Below are 14,404 nucleotides of genomic sequence, written 5' to 3'. Positions count from 1 at the left end.
CGAGGCATAGCATGTTTACTATTAAAAAAATAGCTGTTAACGCTTTACTGATAAGCGCTGGAGCCCTTTTTGGTTCAAATTCTGCATGGGCGTTGCTGCCCATCCAGCACTGGACCGAAGCCAACGGCGCCCAAGTCTGGCTGGTGGAAAGCCCCGTCATCCCCATGGTGGATGTGCAGCTCGACTTTGACGCTGGCAGCCGCCGCGACCCGGCCGGGCAGGCCGGCCTGGCAGGTGCCGTGGCATCGATGGCGTCCAAGGGCGTTCTGGCCATGGCGGGCGAGGGCGCTGCCCCGCCGCTCGACGAAAACGCGCTGGGCGAGGCCTGGGCCGATCTGGGCGCGAGCTTCGATGCCAGCGCCGGCAGCGATGCGCTGCATTTTTCACTGCGCTCCCTGACCGACCCTGCGCTGCTGCAACGCGCCGCGCTGCTGGCTGCGCGCCAGATGGGTGAACCCAGCTGGCCGGTGGATATCTGGCAGCGCGAGCGTGCCCGCTGGAGCGCCAGCATCAAGGAGTCCCGCACGCGCCCTGCCACCGTGGCAGGCGAAGCCTTTGCCACTGCGGTGTATGGCAGCCACCCTTACGGCTACCGGGCCACCGAAGACACGCTGGCGCGCATCGAAGTGGCCGACATGCAGGCCTTTCATGCGCGCAGCATTGCCGCCTGCCGCGCGCGCGTCAGCATCGTGGGCGCCGTCAACCGCGCCCAGGCGCAGACGCTGGTGGCCACGCTGCTGTCACGCCTGCCGCAGCGCACGGGGGCAGAATGCGCCCCGCTGCCGGCGGTGCCCGAAGTGCAGGCCCTCACCGCACCGGCCGAGCAGCGCATCCCCTTTGCGTCGGCCCAGGCCCATGTGCTGATCGGCCAGCCCGGCTTTGCGCGCCGCGACCCGGATTTTCTGGCGCTGCTGGTGGGCAACCACATCCTGGGCGGCGGTGGTTTCACCGCGCGGCTGACCAACGAGGTGCGTGAAAAACGCGGCCTGAGCTACAGCGTGTACAGCGGTTTTGCGCCCGGCCTGCATGCGGGCGCCTTCACCATCGGCCTGCAGACCCGTCCCGACCAGGCCGCGCAGGCGGTGCAGGTCTCGCGCGACGTGCTCGCCCGCTTTGTGCGCGAAGGCCCCACCGAGGCCGAGCTGCGTGCCGCCAAGGACAACCTGATTGGCGGCTTTGCGCTGCGCATCGACAGCAACCGCAAATTGCTGGGCAACGTGGCCAACATCGCCTGGAACGACCTGCCGCTCGACTACCTTGACCACTGGACGAAGCGGGTCGAGGCGCTCACCGTGGCCGACATCCGCGCCGCCATGGCGCGCAAACTGCAACCTGAACGCATGGTGACCGTGGTGGTGGGGGGCCAGCCATGAGGGCCGTGCCCGGACGCCCCCGGCCCGTCTGCACCCCCACCCATTGCCTGAAAGTTTCTCCATGAGCCGATCCACCCTGCGCCCCCAATCCCTGCCCGGCGGCCGCCTGGCCCGTGCAGCCCAGGCGGCTGCCGCAGCAGCGCCCGATACCAAGCCGGGCAAAAAAACGGCTGCCCCCGCAGCCTCCAAGGGATCGGGCGAAATCCGCATCATCGGCGGCCAATGGAAGCGCACCCGCCTGGCCGTGGCCCAGCGCCCCGGCCTGCGCCCCACGCCCGATCGCGTGCGCGAAACCCTGTTCAACTGGCTGGGCCAGGACCTCACCGGCTGGCACTGCCTGGACGCGTTTGCTGGCACTGGCGCGCTGGGGCTGGAGGCGGCTTCGCGCGGCGCCGCCGCTGTGCAGCTGGTGGAAAACGACCCCGCCCTGGTGGCCCAGCTGCACAAGCTGCAGCAGCGCCTGGCGGCCACCGTGGTGCGTGTGCAGCGTGGCGACGGTGTTGCAGCGATCAAGCACGCAGCGCCAGCCAGCCTGCATCTGGTGCTGGTGGACCCCCCGTTTGACAGCGCCTTGTTCGAGCCCGCACTGCAGGCCGCCGCCCAGGCTGTGGCGGCAGATGGCTATGTGTACCTGGAGGCGCCAACGGCATGGACCGATGAGGCGCTGGCCCCGTTTGGGCTGGCCGTGCACCGCCACCTGAAGGCCGGTGCGGTGCATGCACACCTGCTTCAGCGGCGACCGAAAGACTGATATATTTGTGCTGGCTTGCTATAATAAATATAGCTAGTCGCGCTTATTGGACAAGCGCTATAGCCTTATTTGGCATCAAAGTCAGCGGGCAGGCATTGCGGCCCTTGCGTGCGCGCAGCGCGCCGCATAATGCGCCCACACGGCCCGGCAGGCTTGCCGTGGCGGCCATCAGGTCCGCAAGCCGAGGCCAACCCATCTACCCACCAGGAGATCCCAGCCCATGGCCCACAACGTGCTCGCCGTTTACCCCGGAACTTTCGACCCCATCACCCTGGGCCATGAAGACCTGGTGCGCCGTGCGGCGCAACTGTTTGACCGGGTGATAGTGGCCGTGGCCATGGCCCACCACAAAAAGACCCTTTTCAACCTGGACGAGCGCATGGACATGGCGCGCGCGGCCCTGCGCGACTGCCCACAGGTGAGCGTCGAACCCTTCGAGGGCCTGGTGACCGAGTTCACCGCGGCGCGCGGCGGCACCGCCATGCTGCGCGGCCTGCGATCGGGCACCGATTTCGACTACGAATTCCAGCTGGCGGGCATGAACCGGGCGCTGGTGCCGCACATCGAGACGGTGTTCCTCACACCCAGCAGCCAGCACCAGTTCATCAGCAGCACGCTGGTGCGCGAAATTGCCACGCTGGGCGGCGACGTGGCGCAGTTCGTTTCACCCGTGGTGCACGAGCGCCTGATGCACAAGCTCCAACGCGCAGCATCGGCCTGAGTCTCAGCCTGCGGGGGCCTGCACCAGGTCATGCACCAGGTCATGCACAAACCGCAGCTTGCCCATGGCGCCAGATGACAACGCAAAAGGGTAGGCGTCGTTTTGCCCCAGGCTGCGGTTCAGGCTGTTGAGCATCAGGGTCAGGGGCACCCACTGGCGCACCATGTCGTCAAACGACGGGCGCGGGTTGGCGAAGGGGTCGGTCACCTGGTGGCGCTGGGCAGCGTTCGGGTCGGGCACGGTCACGCTGGTCTGGTAGCTGGCCGCGGTTTCGAGCAGGTCCACCATGTGCAGGTAATGCGCCCAGGTTTCGGCCCAGTCTTCCCAGGGGTGCGACGCGGCGTAGCTGCTCACATGGTGCTGGCGCCAGTCGCTCAGGTCGTTGCCTCTGGCGTAGTGGGCGCTCAAGGCGGCGGCGTAATCAAGGCGCTCGTCGCCAAACACGCTGCGAAAGGCCTCCAGGCGGTGGCCGTCGCGCACCAGCTGGTCCCAGTAGAAGTGGCCCGATTCGTGGCGCAGGTGGCCGATGAGGGTGCGGTAGGGCTCGCCCAGCGCCACGCGCCGCTGTGCGCGCTCGCCGTCGTCGGCTTCTGCCACATTGAGGGTGATGGTGCCGCCGTGGTGGCCCGTGAGGATGGGCGGACCACCAGGCCAGTCGGCCAGAAACTCGAACACCGGCCCGGCCCGGCCCGGCGCGGGCTCCAGTCCCAGGCGTGCGAGGGTGTAGAAAAGCTGGCGCTTGGCCGATTCAATCTGCTTCCAGCGGCCCAGGTTGGCGGGCTCGGAGAGGTCGGGCAGCACCCGTGTCTGGCGGCACGATGCGCACAGCGGCGAAAAATCGTTGGCTGGCACGGCAAAGTTGCAGGCGTCGTAGGCGGTGCGGTTGCCGCACATGCGATAGAGCCTGCCGCTGTAGTCGGCACTGCCGCGGTGTCCCATCCTGCGCCACAGGTCCGGCCCGTCTTGCGAAGCGGGGGCCAGCGCCGCCATGGTGAACAGGTCGGGCACAAAGGCGAGCGTGCTGCCGCAGTGCAGGCACTGCACACTGTCAAAAAAAACCAGATGACCGCAATGGTCGCAATTGAATACCCGCATGGTGGTGCAGCTTAACCCCTGCGAACAAGCGCGGGGCGGGCCAAACAGGCAAAGATCGCAAAGAGGGAAGCGCGAGGCAGCGGGACACAAAGAAAAAGGGCACAAGCGCCGGATGTGTGTCCGGCGCTTGTGCCCTTTATCAACCTCACCGCTGCGGCAGGGCTTGCGCCGTTGCCGAGAGCGACGGGCGTCAACGCTCAGGGGCGCACAACGATGCTGTTGCGCACTTCGCGGACGTTCTTGGTGTTGCGCGCAATGGCTTCAGCCTGGTTCTTCTCGGCTTGCGATTTTGCAAAACCCGACAGCTGGACCGTGCCATTCAGCGTTTCAACGCTGATGGAAGTGGCCGACACCGTCTTGTCTTCAGCCATCTTGGCCTTGACGGCGGTGGTGATGCCTGCGTCGTCGATATAAGAGCCAGCAGTTTGCTGGTTGCGCGCAACGGCGCAGCCGGTGGCGGTGACAACGGTGATGGCGGCAGCTGCGGCAAAGGCAAGGGCACGTGCGTATTTCATGGTGTATTCCTTCATAGAGTTGGGACGCGGGTGCTAGGGAAAATCACAGTCTGCCGGTTTATTGCACCCTCCGTAACCGGCGGCCTGTTGTGGTGCTGAAAGCGGGGGCTAGGCTTCCAGCAAATCCTTGAGTTCGTCGGCATGCTCTTCTTCGTCGGCCAGTATGGCTTCGAGCATGCGTTTGGTGGTCGGGTCTTTGTCACCAATCATTGCAATCATCTGGCGGTAGGCCTCCACGGCGATCCGCTCGGCCACCAGGTTGGCTTTCACCATGGCCTTGAGGTCTGACGAGGTGTCGTAAGCGGCATGGCTACGGGCCAGCAACGTGTCGGGCGAAAAGTCCGGCTCACCGCCCAGTTGCACAATGCGCCGGGCAATCAGGTCGGCGTGGGCCGTTTCCTCATTGGCATGCACCATGAACTCCGCTGCAATGGCGGGCGACGACATTCCATGAGCGGTAAAGTGGTGGCGCTTGTAGCGCAGCACGCACACCAGCTCGGTTGCCAGGGCATCGTTGAGCAGGCGCACGATGTCATCGCGATGCTGGCGGAAAGCTGGCGTGACAGCCCCCTCGTCGAGGTGGCTCGAGCCCGCGGCCTTGAGGGCCTTCTCGTCGAGCGTCATGCCCGAGGCATGGGGGGCTAGCTGGCTGATCGTATTCATGGTGGCACCTTCAACGTGGGCAACAGCGCTGTGATGGATCAGGAGTTGCGGCGACGGGACAACGCCAGCAACGCAGCTGCCACAACGGCACCTGCAGCGGCGGCAATGGCCACCGACTTGCCCGGCTGCTGCACCACGTAACGCGTGGTGGCGTCGGCGGCATGTTGCACCTGGCGACGTGCGCGGGCGCCGGTGTCGGCGCAAAAATCGATGCTGCGCGCAGCCAGGTCCTGGGCGCGGGTGGCCAGGTCGTCGATCACCGGGCTGGCTTCGCGGCGCAGGTGGCGCACGCCGGTCTCGGCCTTGTCCAGGGATTCATTGGCAACGTCCCGCGTGCTCTGCACGGCGTCCTGGGCGCTTTGCAGCACGTTGTTTGCCAGATTGCGGGCGTTGTCTGCTACTTTGTCGGTGGTGGACTGGATACTCATGGAAATTCTCCGGAAAAAATGGGGTGTTTAGCGCATGGCGTCAAAGGAAGTGGCAGGCAGGATGGAAGGGGTCAACCCTTTTTCATCAGGCCCAGCACAAAGGTCACGATGGCCATGATCACGAACACAAAGAACAGGATCTTGGCAATGCCAACGGCGCCTGCCGCAATGCCACCAAAGCCGAACACGGCGGCGATGAGTGCGATGACCAGAAAGACAACGGCGTAATGCAGCATTTCCATCTCCTTATGGGGCCGGTGGTACCGGCAGTTGGTTGGCGCCAGAAAATTCAGCGCCTGAGATGTACTGTAGGCAACACCGCCCGCGCTGAATGCCGGTGGCTGGCGCGGCCCCGTGTCAGCGCATGGATGGCCGGCTTGTAGGACGTCACCGATGGTCCGGCCACGGTTGGAGCCCCCGCACGCATGTGCAGGGCGGGGAGTGAGCAGTTCGTTGTGCGCGGTTGGCTCAGCGCGGCTTGGGCAGAACTGCCGATATCAGCGTGCCACTGTCGGGGCTCGAAGTGATGGTCAGACGTCCGCCTGCGGCTTCTACCCGGTGGCGCATGCCGGCCAGCCCGTGTGACGTGGGGCCTACGCCCGCCGGGTCGAAGCCCGCGCCATCGTCGCGCACCTGCACCGCCGCATGGGTGGGGTAGCCGTGCACGGTCACCAGCACCTTTTTTGCCTTGGCGTATTTGCTGATGTTGGTGAGGGCCTCTTGCACCAGCCGGTAGACCGTGAGCTGGGTGGCCTCTGTCAGTTCTACAGCCTCCAGATTGGTCTCGACCTCGATACCGGCACCCTCGGCATGTTCGCGGGTCAGTATCTCAAGGGCTGCCGTCAGCCCCAGGTTGGACAGCGAGGAGGGGCGCAGGTCTTCGATGATGCGGCGCTTGAGGGCAATGCCACTGTTGAGCGTTTCGTTCAGGTGCTTGAGGCGTTCGGCAATGTCGGGCGCCTGGTGATCGATCTTGGACTTGAGCCGGGCCACGTCGAGCTTGGCAGAGGTCAGCAAGGCACCCAGTTCGTCGTGCAGCTCACGCGCAAGGTAGCCGCGCTCGTCTTCGCGCACCTGCTGCAGATGGCTGGCCAGTTCGGACAGCGACGCGGTGCGCTCGCGCACCAGGCCTTCCAGCCGCTCACGCTCATGCTCCAGCACATCCTGTTCGCGCTGGCTGATCTGTTGCAGGGTGCGTGCCTGGCGCAGGTACATGTAAAACGCCAGCAGTCCGATGGCCGTCACGGTGGCAATGCCGATGCGCGACAGCATGAGCGATTGCACAATCTGGCTTTGGTGTTCCTGGATCTTGCGGCTGCTGCGTTCGATCAGCGTGTGGGCCAGCTGGCGGATGGAGTCCATGTGTTCCCGTCCCACGTCGGTGAAGAGAATGAACTTCCATGCATCTTCGTTGCCCTGCCGGCGCAGGCGCAGGCTCAGTTCCATTTCGGCCAGCTTGCGCGATACCGCCAGTGCCAAAAGGGCAAACTGCTGCAGGTCTTCTGTTGAATGCAGATACTGGGTGTGCAACTCTTCCAGGTTGGTTTTCACCGTGATGACGGCCTTGTCGTAGGGCTCCAGATATCCTTCATTGCCAGTCAGAAGATAACCGCGCTGGCCCGTTTCTGCGTCCAGCATGCTTTGCAGCAGGCGGTTGGCTGCATTGCGGGTTTGCTGCCCGTGGCTCATGGCCTGAACAGCATCCTGGGAGCGTTTGTGCCCCACTTCGTTGATGCCAATGAGCAGCAGTGCGGCCAGCAGGGCGAATGGCAGGCTGATGGCCATCGAGCGGCTTTTGCGGAGCCAGTGCCAAGAGTGATCTTTGAGGGTCATGCGGGATATTCGGATAATGGCGGTGAACTGCTACGCTGTCGCCTGTGGTGTGCAAGGTCGGGCGGTGCAGCACAGGGCAGCGCACGCGTGTGCAAAAACAACGACCCCGGAGTGGTTTGTCCATCTCCTGAAAGAGGCTAAATGATCAAGATTGGCATTGTGGATGACCATGCGATTGTCCGTACCGGGCTGCGGCAGTTTCTGTCGGAACATGTGGACTTGCGCGTGGAGGGCGAGGCAGGCAATGGCCGCGAAGCCATCGATCTCGTGCGCAACCATGAAATTGACGTGTTGCTGATGGATCTGTCCATGCCCGGCCAGAGCGGGCTGGATGCGCTGGCCATGCTGCGTGCCAAGGCGCCTGACATGGGCATTCTGATACTGAGCGGCTATCCCGAAGAGCATTACGCCATCAACCTGATCCGCCAGGGCGCCAGTGGCTACCTCAACAAGGAGTGCGAGCCCTCCGAGATCGTCGAGGCCATTCGCACCATCGCGCTGGGGCGGCGTTATCTCACGCCTGCCGTGGCCGAGCTGCTGGCGCAGCAACTCAATCGCAAGGACGATGCGCCGCCACACGAGCAGTTGTCTGAGCGGGAATTCCAGGTGTTTTTGAAGCTGGCCAAGGGCGAAACGGCTGGCGATATCGCCAAGGCCTTGTCGCTGAGTGTGAAGACCGTCAGCACCTACCGCACGCGGCTCATGGAAAAAATGGCCCTTTCGTCCAACAGCGATCTGACCTATTACGCGCTGAAAAACCGGCTGATCGACTGACAGGCGGGGCCTGTGCCCCCGGCAGCGCTTTGGCAGCGCCTTGTCAGGGGTGCCCCGGCACAGTCTGTGCAGGGCGAGGGGCGTCACGGCGCGTCCGGTCCAGGCGTTGGGGCACAATCTGACGCCTTGCTGCTGTGCTCGATGCAATAGTCCACCAGGGCATCGATTTCATTGGATTTGTCAAAGACCGCATCGACACCCAGTTGCGCGCAGCGCATACGCACATCGGGAGTGGCGTAGTTGCTCAGCACCACCATTTTCTGGCCAGGTTCGCGTGCGCGGCAGGCAGCCAGCACGCCAAGGCCGCTGCCCTGGCGAAGAAAAAGATCCACGATCGCCAAGTCCCACTGTCCGCTGTGGGCCATCAGCCACTCCTTGCCTTCATCTTCGGTGGCGGCGACACCTACGGCTTCTACACACGCCAGTTCTTCCAGTGCGTCAATCAGATTCGCCCGGATCGTGGCGTTGTCTTCAACAATATAGGTACGGAGTTTCACAGCCTGATCCATGGGGTGCGACCGGTGCAAAGGTGCGAAGGCCGAGCCTTGAATTTAACGGGGTCGATGGGTGGATTCTGCCAGCCGTTACACGTTGTAGCCGTAGGACGTTTCTTACTTCGCGGCCGAGCACACCGGGCAATCCGGGTGCCGCTTCAGGTGCATGGTGTTCCATTCCATGGCGCGGCCATCCAGCATGAGCAGGCGGCCCGCCAGCGACGGGCCTGCGCCAGACACCCACTTCAGCGCTTCGGCTGCCTGCATGGCGCCCACCACGCCCACCAGCGGTGCAAACACCCCCATGGTTGAGCACTGCACCTCTTCGAATACCGCGTCGGGTGGGAACACGCAGGCATAGCAGGGCGACGCCGCATCGCGGGGGTCTACCACGGTGATCTGACCGTCAAAGCGGATCACCGCCCCGGCCACCAGGGGCTTGCCATGCCGCACACAGGCAGCGTTGACCGCGTGGCGCGTGGCGTAGTTGTCGCTGCAGTCGAGCACCACGGTGGCCTGGGGCACCAAGGTGTCGAGCAGTGCGGCATCGGCGCGTGCCTGCAGGGCCGTGACCTGAACCTCGGGATTGATCGCCGTGATGGCCTGCGCGGCCGACACCACCTTGGGCTGCCCCACCCGGGCGGTGGTGTGGGCGATCTGGCGCTGAAGATTGGTGAGATCGACCACATCGTTATCGACCAGTGTGATGTGTCCGACGCCCGCAGATCCCAGAAACAGTGCTGCCGGCGAGCCCAGCCCGCCCGCCCCGATGATCAGCGCATGGCTGGCCAGAATGCGCTCTTGCCCCTCGATGCCCACTTCGTCGAGCAGGATGTGGCGGGAGTAGCGCAGGAGCTGGTCGTCGGTCATGGCAGGTATGTTGGGGCGTGGCGCGTGAAAAAGGCCGGGCTTCCTGGGAAGCCCGGCCTCGGTGGGACGATCACTGTCTCAGTTTTCTTTCTTTTCTTCCTTGCGTTCAGTCAGCGTCTTGCTGACCAGCACGGGACGGCCCTTGAACTGGTTCAGGGCTTGTGTCAGCTGGAAGTCCTTGTCGGTGCCGAACTCGGGGATCTTGCGCTCAGCCATGGGCTTCTTGGCTTCTTCTTCCAGGCGCTTGCGGGCTTCTTCGCGGGCCTTTTCGCGGGCCTCGTCCTTTTTCTCCTCGCCCTGGCCGCTGCCCAGGTGCTTGTCAAGGTCGGCCTCGCGCATGCGCAGGGCGGCAAAAACATTGCCTTCTTCCGACTCGTCGATCATCACGTCGGGCACGATGCCCTTGGCCTGGATCGACTTGCCGCTGGGCGTGTAGTAGCGGGCCGTGGTGAGCTTGAGGCCGGTGTCCGGGCCCAGGGGGCGCACGGTCTGCACCGAACCCTTGCCAAACGTCTGGCTGCCCATGATGGTGGCACGCTTGTGGTCCTGCAATGCGCCGGCCACGATTTCGCTGGCCGATGCCGAGCCCTCGTTGACCAGCACAATCAGGGGCACCGTCTTGAGCGCTGCAGGCAGCCGCTTGAGCGGGTCGCCACTGCCGCGGCGCTGGTAGAACTCGGGCGCGGCCTTGTAGGTGGCCTTGCTTTCGGCCAGCTGGCCGTCGGTGCTGACCACGGTGACGTTTTCTGGCAGGAAGGCCGCTGAGATGGCGACGGCCGCATCGAGCAGGCCACCGGGATCGTTGCGCAGGTCCAGCACCAAGCCCTTGAGCTGTGGGTCCTGTTTGTAGATTTCTTCGACCTTGCGCACAAAGTCATCCACCGTGCGTTCCTGGAACTGCGACAGCCGCACCCAGCCATAGCCCGGCTCGATGAGCTTGCCCTTGACCGACTGGGTCTTGATTTCTTCGCGCGTGATGGTGACGGGGAAAGTCCGGCTTTCTTCCTTGCGCAGGATGGTCAGCGTGACCTTGGTGTTGGGCTCGCCACGCATTTTCTTGACAGCGTCGTTGAGCGACAGGCCCTTGACGGCGGTTTCGTCGATCTTGGTGATGAGGTCGTTGGTCTTGAGCCCGGCGCGGAAGGCGGGAGAGCCCTCGATGGGCGAGACGATCTTGATCAGCCCGTCTTCCTGCGTGATCTCGATGCCCACGCCGACAAACCGGCCCGAGGTGCCTTCACGAAATTCCTTGAAGGATTTCTTGTCGAAATACTGGGAGTGGGGGTCCAGGCTGGCCACCATGCCGGAAATGGCGTCGGTGATCAGCTTTTTGTCATCCACGGGTTCGACATAGTCGGTCTTGACCAGGCCAAACACGGCGGAAAGCTGCTGGATCTCTTCGAGCGGAAGAGGCGTCATGGCGCCGCGCGCCACCGTCTGCAGGGACACCGTGGTCAGCGCTCCGGCCACCACGCCAATCGATACCCACCCTGCAATTTTGAGTTTGTGGCCCATAGAACACCTTTACCGCTTCATTTCAATATACAACTTGGAAGGGCCGCGCCCGCTGCGGTTCCGCGCGGGTGCTCACTTTCGCAGGATTTTTCGGGTTTTGGCCCGGCTTTACGCCGACTTTACGCTTTACCCTGCGACGCCACGGCGGCGGCGGCACGGGCAGCAGCCTCGGCATCGCCCAGATAGTAGTGGCGGATGGGCTTGAGGTCGTCGTCGAGCTCGTATACCAGTGGAATACCGTTGGGAATATTCAGTTCCACGATGTCGTGGTCGGAGATGTTGTCCAGGTATTTGACCAGCGCCCGGATGGAATTGCCGTGGGCGGCAACCACCACCCGCTGGCCCGAGCGAATGGCAGGGGCAAGGGTGTCGTTCCAGTAGGGCAGCACGCGCGCCACGGTGTCCTTCAGGCATTCGGTCAGGGGGACGTCCTGTGGGTTCATGCCGGCATAACGCGGGTCGCCGCGTTCGCAGCGTGGGTCGGTGGCTTCCAGGGCTGGTGGCGGCGTGTCATAGCTGCGGCGCCACACCAGCACCTGTGCGTCGCCATATTGCTTGGCTGTTTCGCCCTTGTTCAGGCCCTGCAGGGCGCCATAGTGGCGCTCGTTCAGGCGCCAGCTTTTTTGCACGGGCAGCCAGGTGCGGTCCATCTCGTCAAGGCAATACCACAGCGTGTGAATGGCGCGCTTGAGCACGCTGGTGAAGGCGACGTCGAATTCGTAGCCCTCGGCCTTGAGCAGTTTGCCTGCGGACATGGCCTGCGACACCCCGGTGGGCGTGAGGTCAACGTCTGTCCAGCCGGTGAAGCGGTTTTCAAGGTTCCAGGTGGATTCGCCGTGTCGGATCAGAACGAGTTTGTGCATGGTGTCCCTAGGGAAAGCGGGTCAAAACCATACATTTTAGAATCGTGCGGTTTGCCAACCCAAGGAATCTTCGTGAAATTCGTTATCGACAACTGGTATTTGATCCTCGTGGCACTTGCATCGGGCGCCATGTTGCTGTGGCCGCTGCTCAAAAGTGCCAGTGGTGGTTCGCTCACGCCTGTGCGTGCCGTGCAGCTGATCAACCGGGAGAAAGCCGTGGTCATCGACGTGTGCGAGACCGAAGAGTTTGCTGCTGGCCATGTGGGCGGCGCCAAGAATGTGCCGCTGGGCCAGCTCGAAGAGCGCCTGCCCACGCTGGTGAAGAACAAGGCCCTGCCGCTGGTGATGGTCTGTGTCAGTGGTGCCCGCGCCAACCGCGCCGTGGCCATTGCCAAAAAGCTCGGTTACGACAACGCCCAGTCCATGGCTGGCGGCCTCAAGGCCTGGCGCGAAGCCAGCCTGCCGGTGGAAAAAGCCTGAACTGTCCCCAGCTGTTTCATAGCCGACAGGCTTATGACTGGTTTTGTTGCCCAACAGGAAGGATCGCCATGCAACCCGTGAAGATGTACACCACCGCTGTCTGCCCTTATTGCACCCGGGCCAAGCAGATACTTAAATCCAAGGGCGTGGAGCAGATCGAAGAGATCCGCATCGACACCGACCCCGCCGCTCGCAATCACATGATGGAGATCACCGGGCGCCGCACGGTGCCGCAGATCTTCATTGGTGACACCCATGTGGGTGGGCACGACGACCTGGTGGCGCTGGATGGCCGTGGCGGGCTCATGTCCCTGCTGGGCGCAGCCTGACCATCCCCGTGGGCGCTGCATAATGCAGCCCCATGTGCCCGCTGTGGGAGCTGCTCCCCGGCGGGTTTTGTTTTGCTGAAACCCCGTTTGCAAAAGAGACTTTTCAACCATGGCCGACCAAGAAAACCCCGTGTTCCAGATTCAGCGCGTCTACCTCAAGGACATGTCGCTGGAGCAGCCCAATTCGCCCGGCATCCTGCTCGAACAAGAGCAGCCCAGCGTGGACATCCAGCTCGGTGTGGAAGCCACGCCCGTGGCCGAAGGCATCTTTGAAGTGGCCGTGACCGCCACGGTGCAGACCAAGATCAAGGACAAGACCGTGTTTCTGGTCGAAGCCAAGCAGGCCGGCATTTTTGAAATCCGCAACATCCCCGAAGACCAGATGGGCGCCATCATGGGCATTGCCTGCCCGCAGATCGTCTACCCCTACCTGCGCGGCAATGTGGCCGACATCGTGAACCGCGCTGGCTTCCCGCCCGTGCACCTGGCAGAAATCAACTTCCAGGCCATGTACGAGCAGCAGCAGGCCCAGGCCGCTGGCGAACCTTCGCCCATCATCACTCAGTGATGCGGTTCAGAGGTCTTTTAGGCCTCTGGCGCTTTATCTATAAGCGCAAGCAGCTATGAAAATAGTAGTACTTGGTGCCGGTGCCTGGGGCACGGCGCTGGCCATGGGGGCCGCCCGGCAAACGGGCGGACACGCCGTCACGTTGTGGGCGCGCGATGGCCAGCAGGTGGCTGACATGCTGGCGCGGCGGCAGAACGCGCGCTACCTGCCGGGCGTTGATTTCCCGGCAGCGCTTGCGGTGTCGGGTGCAGACCCTTTGGTACTGGCGCGCGCTGCCGACCTGGTCATCGTGGCTACGCCCATGGCGGCGCTGCGCAGCATGCTGCTGGCCCTGCGCGGCTGCACGGCACCCGTGGCCTGGCTGTGCAAGGGCTTCGAGGCGGTGGCACCGGCCGATTCTGGTTCTTTTGGGCTGCTGGCGCACGAGGTGTGTGCGCAGGTAGCTCCTGATTTGATAGCTGGCGTGCTCAGCGGCCCCAGCTTTGCACAAGAAGTGGCCCGCGGCCAGCCCACGGCGCTCGTGGCGGCCAGTCGGCACGCCCTGGTGCGTGATGCCCTGGTTACCGCCTTCCACAGCCCCAGCCTGCGCGTGTACGCCAACGACGACATCGTGGGCGTGGAAGTGGGCGGCGCGGTAAAAAACGTGCTGGCCATTGCCACCGGCCTGTGCGATGGGCTGAACCTGGGGTTGAACGCCCGGGCGGCCCTCATCACGCGGGGCCTGGCCGAGATGACACGCCTGGGGGTGGCGCTGGGCGCGCGGCCGGACACCTTCATGGGGCTGTCGGGCATGGGCGATCTGGTGCTGACGGCCACCGGCGACCTGTCGCGCAACCGCCGCGTGGGCTTGCTGCTGGCGCAAGGCCAGAGCCTGCAACAGGCGGTCGATTCTTTGGGCCATGTGGCCGAAGGCGTCTACTGTGCCCGCACCGTGGCCCAGCGTGCGGCGGGGCTGGGTGTGGACATGCCGATCACCGAGGCGGTGGTGGCACTGCTCGATGGCCGTCTGGCCCCGGCCGATGCCGTGGGGCGGTTGATGGGGCGCGACCCCGGCTCCGAGCTTCGCTAGCCCGGCGGGCAGGGCGCTTCGGCGCGGAGCCCCTGTGCGGGGTCAGAAAACCCCGAACAGAAA

General features: G+C 63.9%; 18 protein-coding genes. 8 read left to right on the top strand and 10 right to left on the bottom strand.

Annotated features, from left to right (window positions below; translation table 11 throughout):
- Positions 1–11 precede the first annotated feature (11 nt).
- The 3 genes from B7Y64_RS03100 (at position 12) to coaD (ending at position 2,845) form a co-directional block, all read left to right on the top strand.
- On the top strand, positions 12–1,373 hold the full coding sequence (locus tag B7Y64_RS03100; protein ID WP_291328364.1) for a pitrilysin family protein: 1,362 nt from the start codon (positions 12–14) through the stop codon (positions 1,371–1,373).
- 61 nt (positions 1,374–1,434) lie between these two features.
- The gene (rsmD, locus tag B7Y64_RS03095; protein WP_291324906.1) at positions 1,435–2,124 is read left to right on the top strand and encodes a 16S rRNA (guanine(966)-N(2))-methyltransferase RsmD; all 690 of its coding nucleotides are present in this window, start codon (positions 1,435–1,437) and stop codon (positions 2,122–2,124) included.
- 220 nt (positions 2,125–2,344) lie between these two features.
- Positions 2,345–2,845: a pantetheine-phosphate adenylyltransferase gene (coaD, locus tag B7Y64_RS03090; RefSeq protein ID WP_024816137.1), complete on the top strand. Its 501-nt coding sequence runs from the start codon at positions 2,345–2,347 to the stop codon at positions 2,843–2,845.
- Between the two features lie 3 nt (positions 2,846–2,848).
- Here coaD and B7Y64_RS03085 read toward each other — a convergent pair whose 3' ends face one another.
- From B7Y64_RS03085 to B7Y64_RS03060, 6 genes are all read right to left on the bottom strand, one after another.
- Entirely contained in the window at positions 2,849–3,940 is a 1,092-nt protein-coding gene (locus B7Y64_RS03085; RefSeq protein ID WP_291324907.1) for a putative zinc-binding peptidase, read from the bottom strand.
- Positions 3,941–4,137: 197 nt separating this feature from the next.
- On the bottom strand, positions 4,138–4,455 hold the full coding sequence (locus tag B7Y64_RS03080; protein WP_024816135.1) for a BON domain-containing protein: 318 nt from the start codon (positions 4,453–4,455) through the stop codon (positions 4,138–4,140).
- A 108-nt stretch (positions 4,456–4,563) separates the two neighbouring features.
- Positions 4,564–5,118, bottom strand: coding sequence for a ferritin-like domain-containing protein (locus B7Y64_RS03075; protein WP_291324908.1), 555 nt, complete (start codon positions 5,116–5,118; stop codon positions 4,564–4,566).
- Positions 5,119–5,156: 38 nt separating this feature from the next.
- On the bottom strand, positions 5,157–5,546 hold the full coding sequence (locus B7Y64_RS03070) for a hypothetical protein (protein WP_024816133.1): 390 nt from the start codon (positions 5,544–5,546) through the stop codon (positions 5,157–5,159).
- A gap of 71 nt (positions 5,547–5,617) precedes the next feature.
- Complete coding sequence (locus B7Y64_RS03065) at positions 5,618–5,782, bottom strand: DUF1328 domain-containing protein (protein ID WP_024816132.1); 165 nt, start codon at positions 5,780–5,782, stop codon at positions 5,618–5,620.
- Between the two features lie 232 nt (positions 5,783–6,014).
- Positions 6,015–7,379, bottom strand: coding sequence for a CHASE3 domain-containing protein (locus B7Y64_RS03060; RefSeq protein ID WP_291324909.1), 1,365 nt, complete (start codon positions 7,377–7,379; stop codon positions 6,015–6,017).
- Between the two features lie 141 nt (positions 7,380–7,520).
- On the opposite strand from B7Y64_RS03060, the gene B7Y64_RS03055 reads away from it, so the two are divergent.
- Complete coding sequence (locus B7Y64_RS03055; protein WP_024816130.1) at positions 7,521–8,153, top strand: response regulator transcription factor; 633 nt, start codon at positions 7,521–7,523, stop codon at positions 8,151–8,153.
- Positions 8,154–8,236: 83 nt separating this feature from the next.
- Here B7Y64_RS03055 and B7Y64_RS03050 read toward each other — a convergent pair whose 3' ends face one another.
- The 4 genes from B7Y64_RS03050 to gpmA form a co-directional block, all read right to left on the bottom strand.
- Positions 8,237–8,650 carry a response regulator gene (locus tag B7Y64_RS03050; protein WP_024816129.1) on the bottom strand — a complete coding sequence of 138 codons (414 nt, stop codon included), beginning with the start codon at positions 8,648–8,650 and terminating at the stop codon, positions 8,237–8,239.
- Between the two features lie 114 nt (positions 8,651–8,764).
- Positions 8,765–9,517 carry a molybdopterin-synthase adenylyltransferase MoeB gene (moeB, locus tag B7Y64_RS03045; RefSeq protein WP_291324910.1) on the bottom strand — a complete coding sequence of 251 codons (753 nt, stop codon included), beginning with the start codon at positions 9,515–9,517 and terminating at the stop codon, positions 8,765–8,767.
- Positions 9,518–9,595: 78 nt separating this feature from the next.
- On the bottom strand, positions 9,596–11,032 hold the full coding sequence (locus tag B7Y64_RS03040; protein ID WP_024816127.1) for a S41 family peptidase: 1,437 nt from the start codon (positions 11,030–11,032) through the stop codon (positions 9,596–9,598).
- Positions 11,033–11,151: 119 nt separating this feature from the next.
- Complete coding sequence (gene gpmA / locus B7Y64_RS03035; protein ID WP_024816126.1) at positions 11,152–11,895, bottom strand: 2,3-diphosphoglycerate-dependent phosphoglycerate mutase; 744 nt, start codon at positions 11,893–11,895, stop codon at positions 11,152–11,154.
- 72 nt (positions 11,896–11,967) lie between these two features.
- Here gpmA and B7Y64_RS03030 point away from each other — a divergent pair, with 72 nt between their 5' ends.
- The 4 genes from B7Y64_RS03030 (at position 11,968) to B7Y64_RS03015 (ending at position 14,341) form a co-directional block, all read left to right on the top strand.
- Positions 11,968–12,375, top strand: coding sequence for a rhodanese-like domain-containing protein (locus tag B7Y64_RS03030; RefSeq protein ID WP_024816125.1), 408 nt, complete (start codon positions 11,968–11,970; stop codon positions 12,373–12,375).
- Positions 12,376–12,443: 68 nt separating this feature from the next.
- On the top strand, positions 12,444–12,704 hold the full coding sequence (gene grxC, locus B7Y64_RS03025) for a glutaredoxin 3 (protein ID WP_291324911.1): 261 nt from the start codon (positions 12,444–12,446) through the stop codon (positions 12,702–12,704).
- Between the two features lie 109 nt (positions 12,705–12,813).
- Positions 12,814–13,272, top strand: a complete 459-nt coding sequence (gene secB, locus B7Y64_RS03020; RefSeq protein WP_024816123.1) for a protein-export chaperone SecB — start codon at positions 12,814–12,816, stop codon at positions 13,270–13,272.
- A 55-nt stretch (positions 13,273–13,327) separates the two neighbouring features.
- Positions 13,328–14,341, top strand: a complete 1,014-nt coding sequence (locus B7Y64_RS03015) for an NAD(P)H-dependent glycerol-3-phosphate dehydrogenase (RefSeq protein ID WP_291324912.1) — start codon at positions 13,328–13,330, stop codon at positions 14,339–14,341.
- The last annotated feature ends 63 nt before the right edge of the window (positions 14,342–14,404 follow it).

Source organism: Acidovorax sp. 35-64-16 (assembly GCF_002281195.1).
Lineage (GTDB): Bacteria > Pseudomonadota > Gammaproteobacteria > Burkholderiales > Burkholderiaceae_C > Acidovorax > Acidovorax defluvii.
Note: the sequence above shows the minus strand (reverse complement) of the source record. Positions and strands in the feature narration are given on the sequence as shown.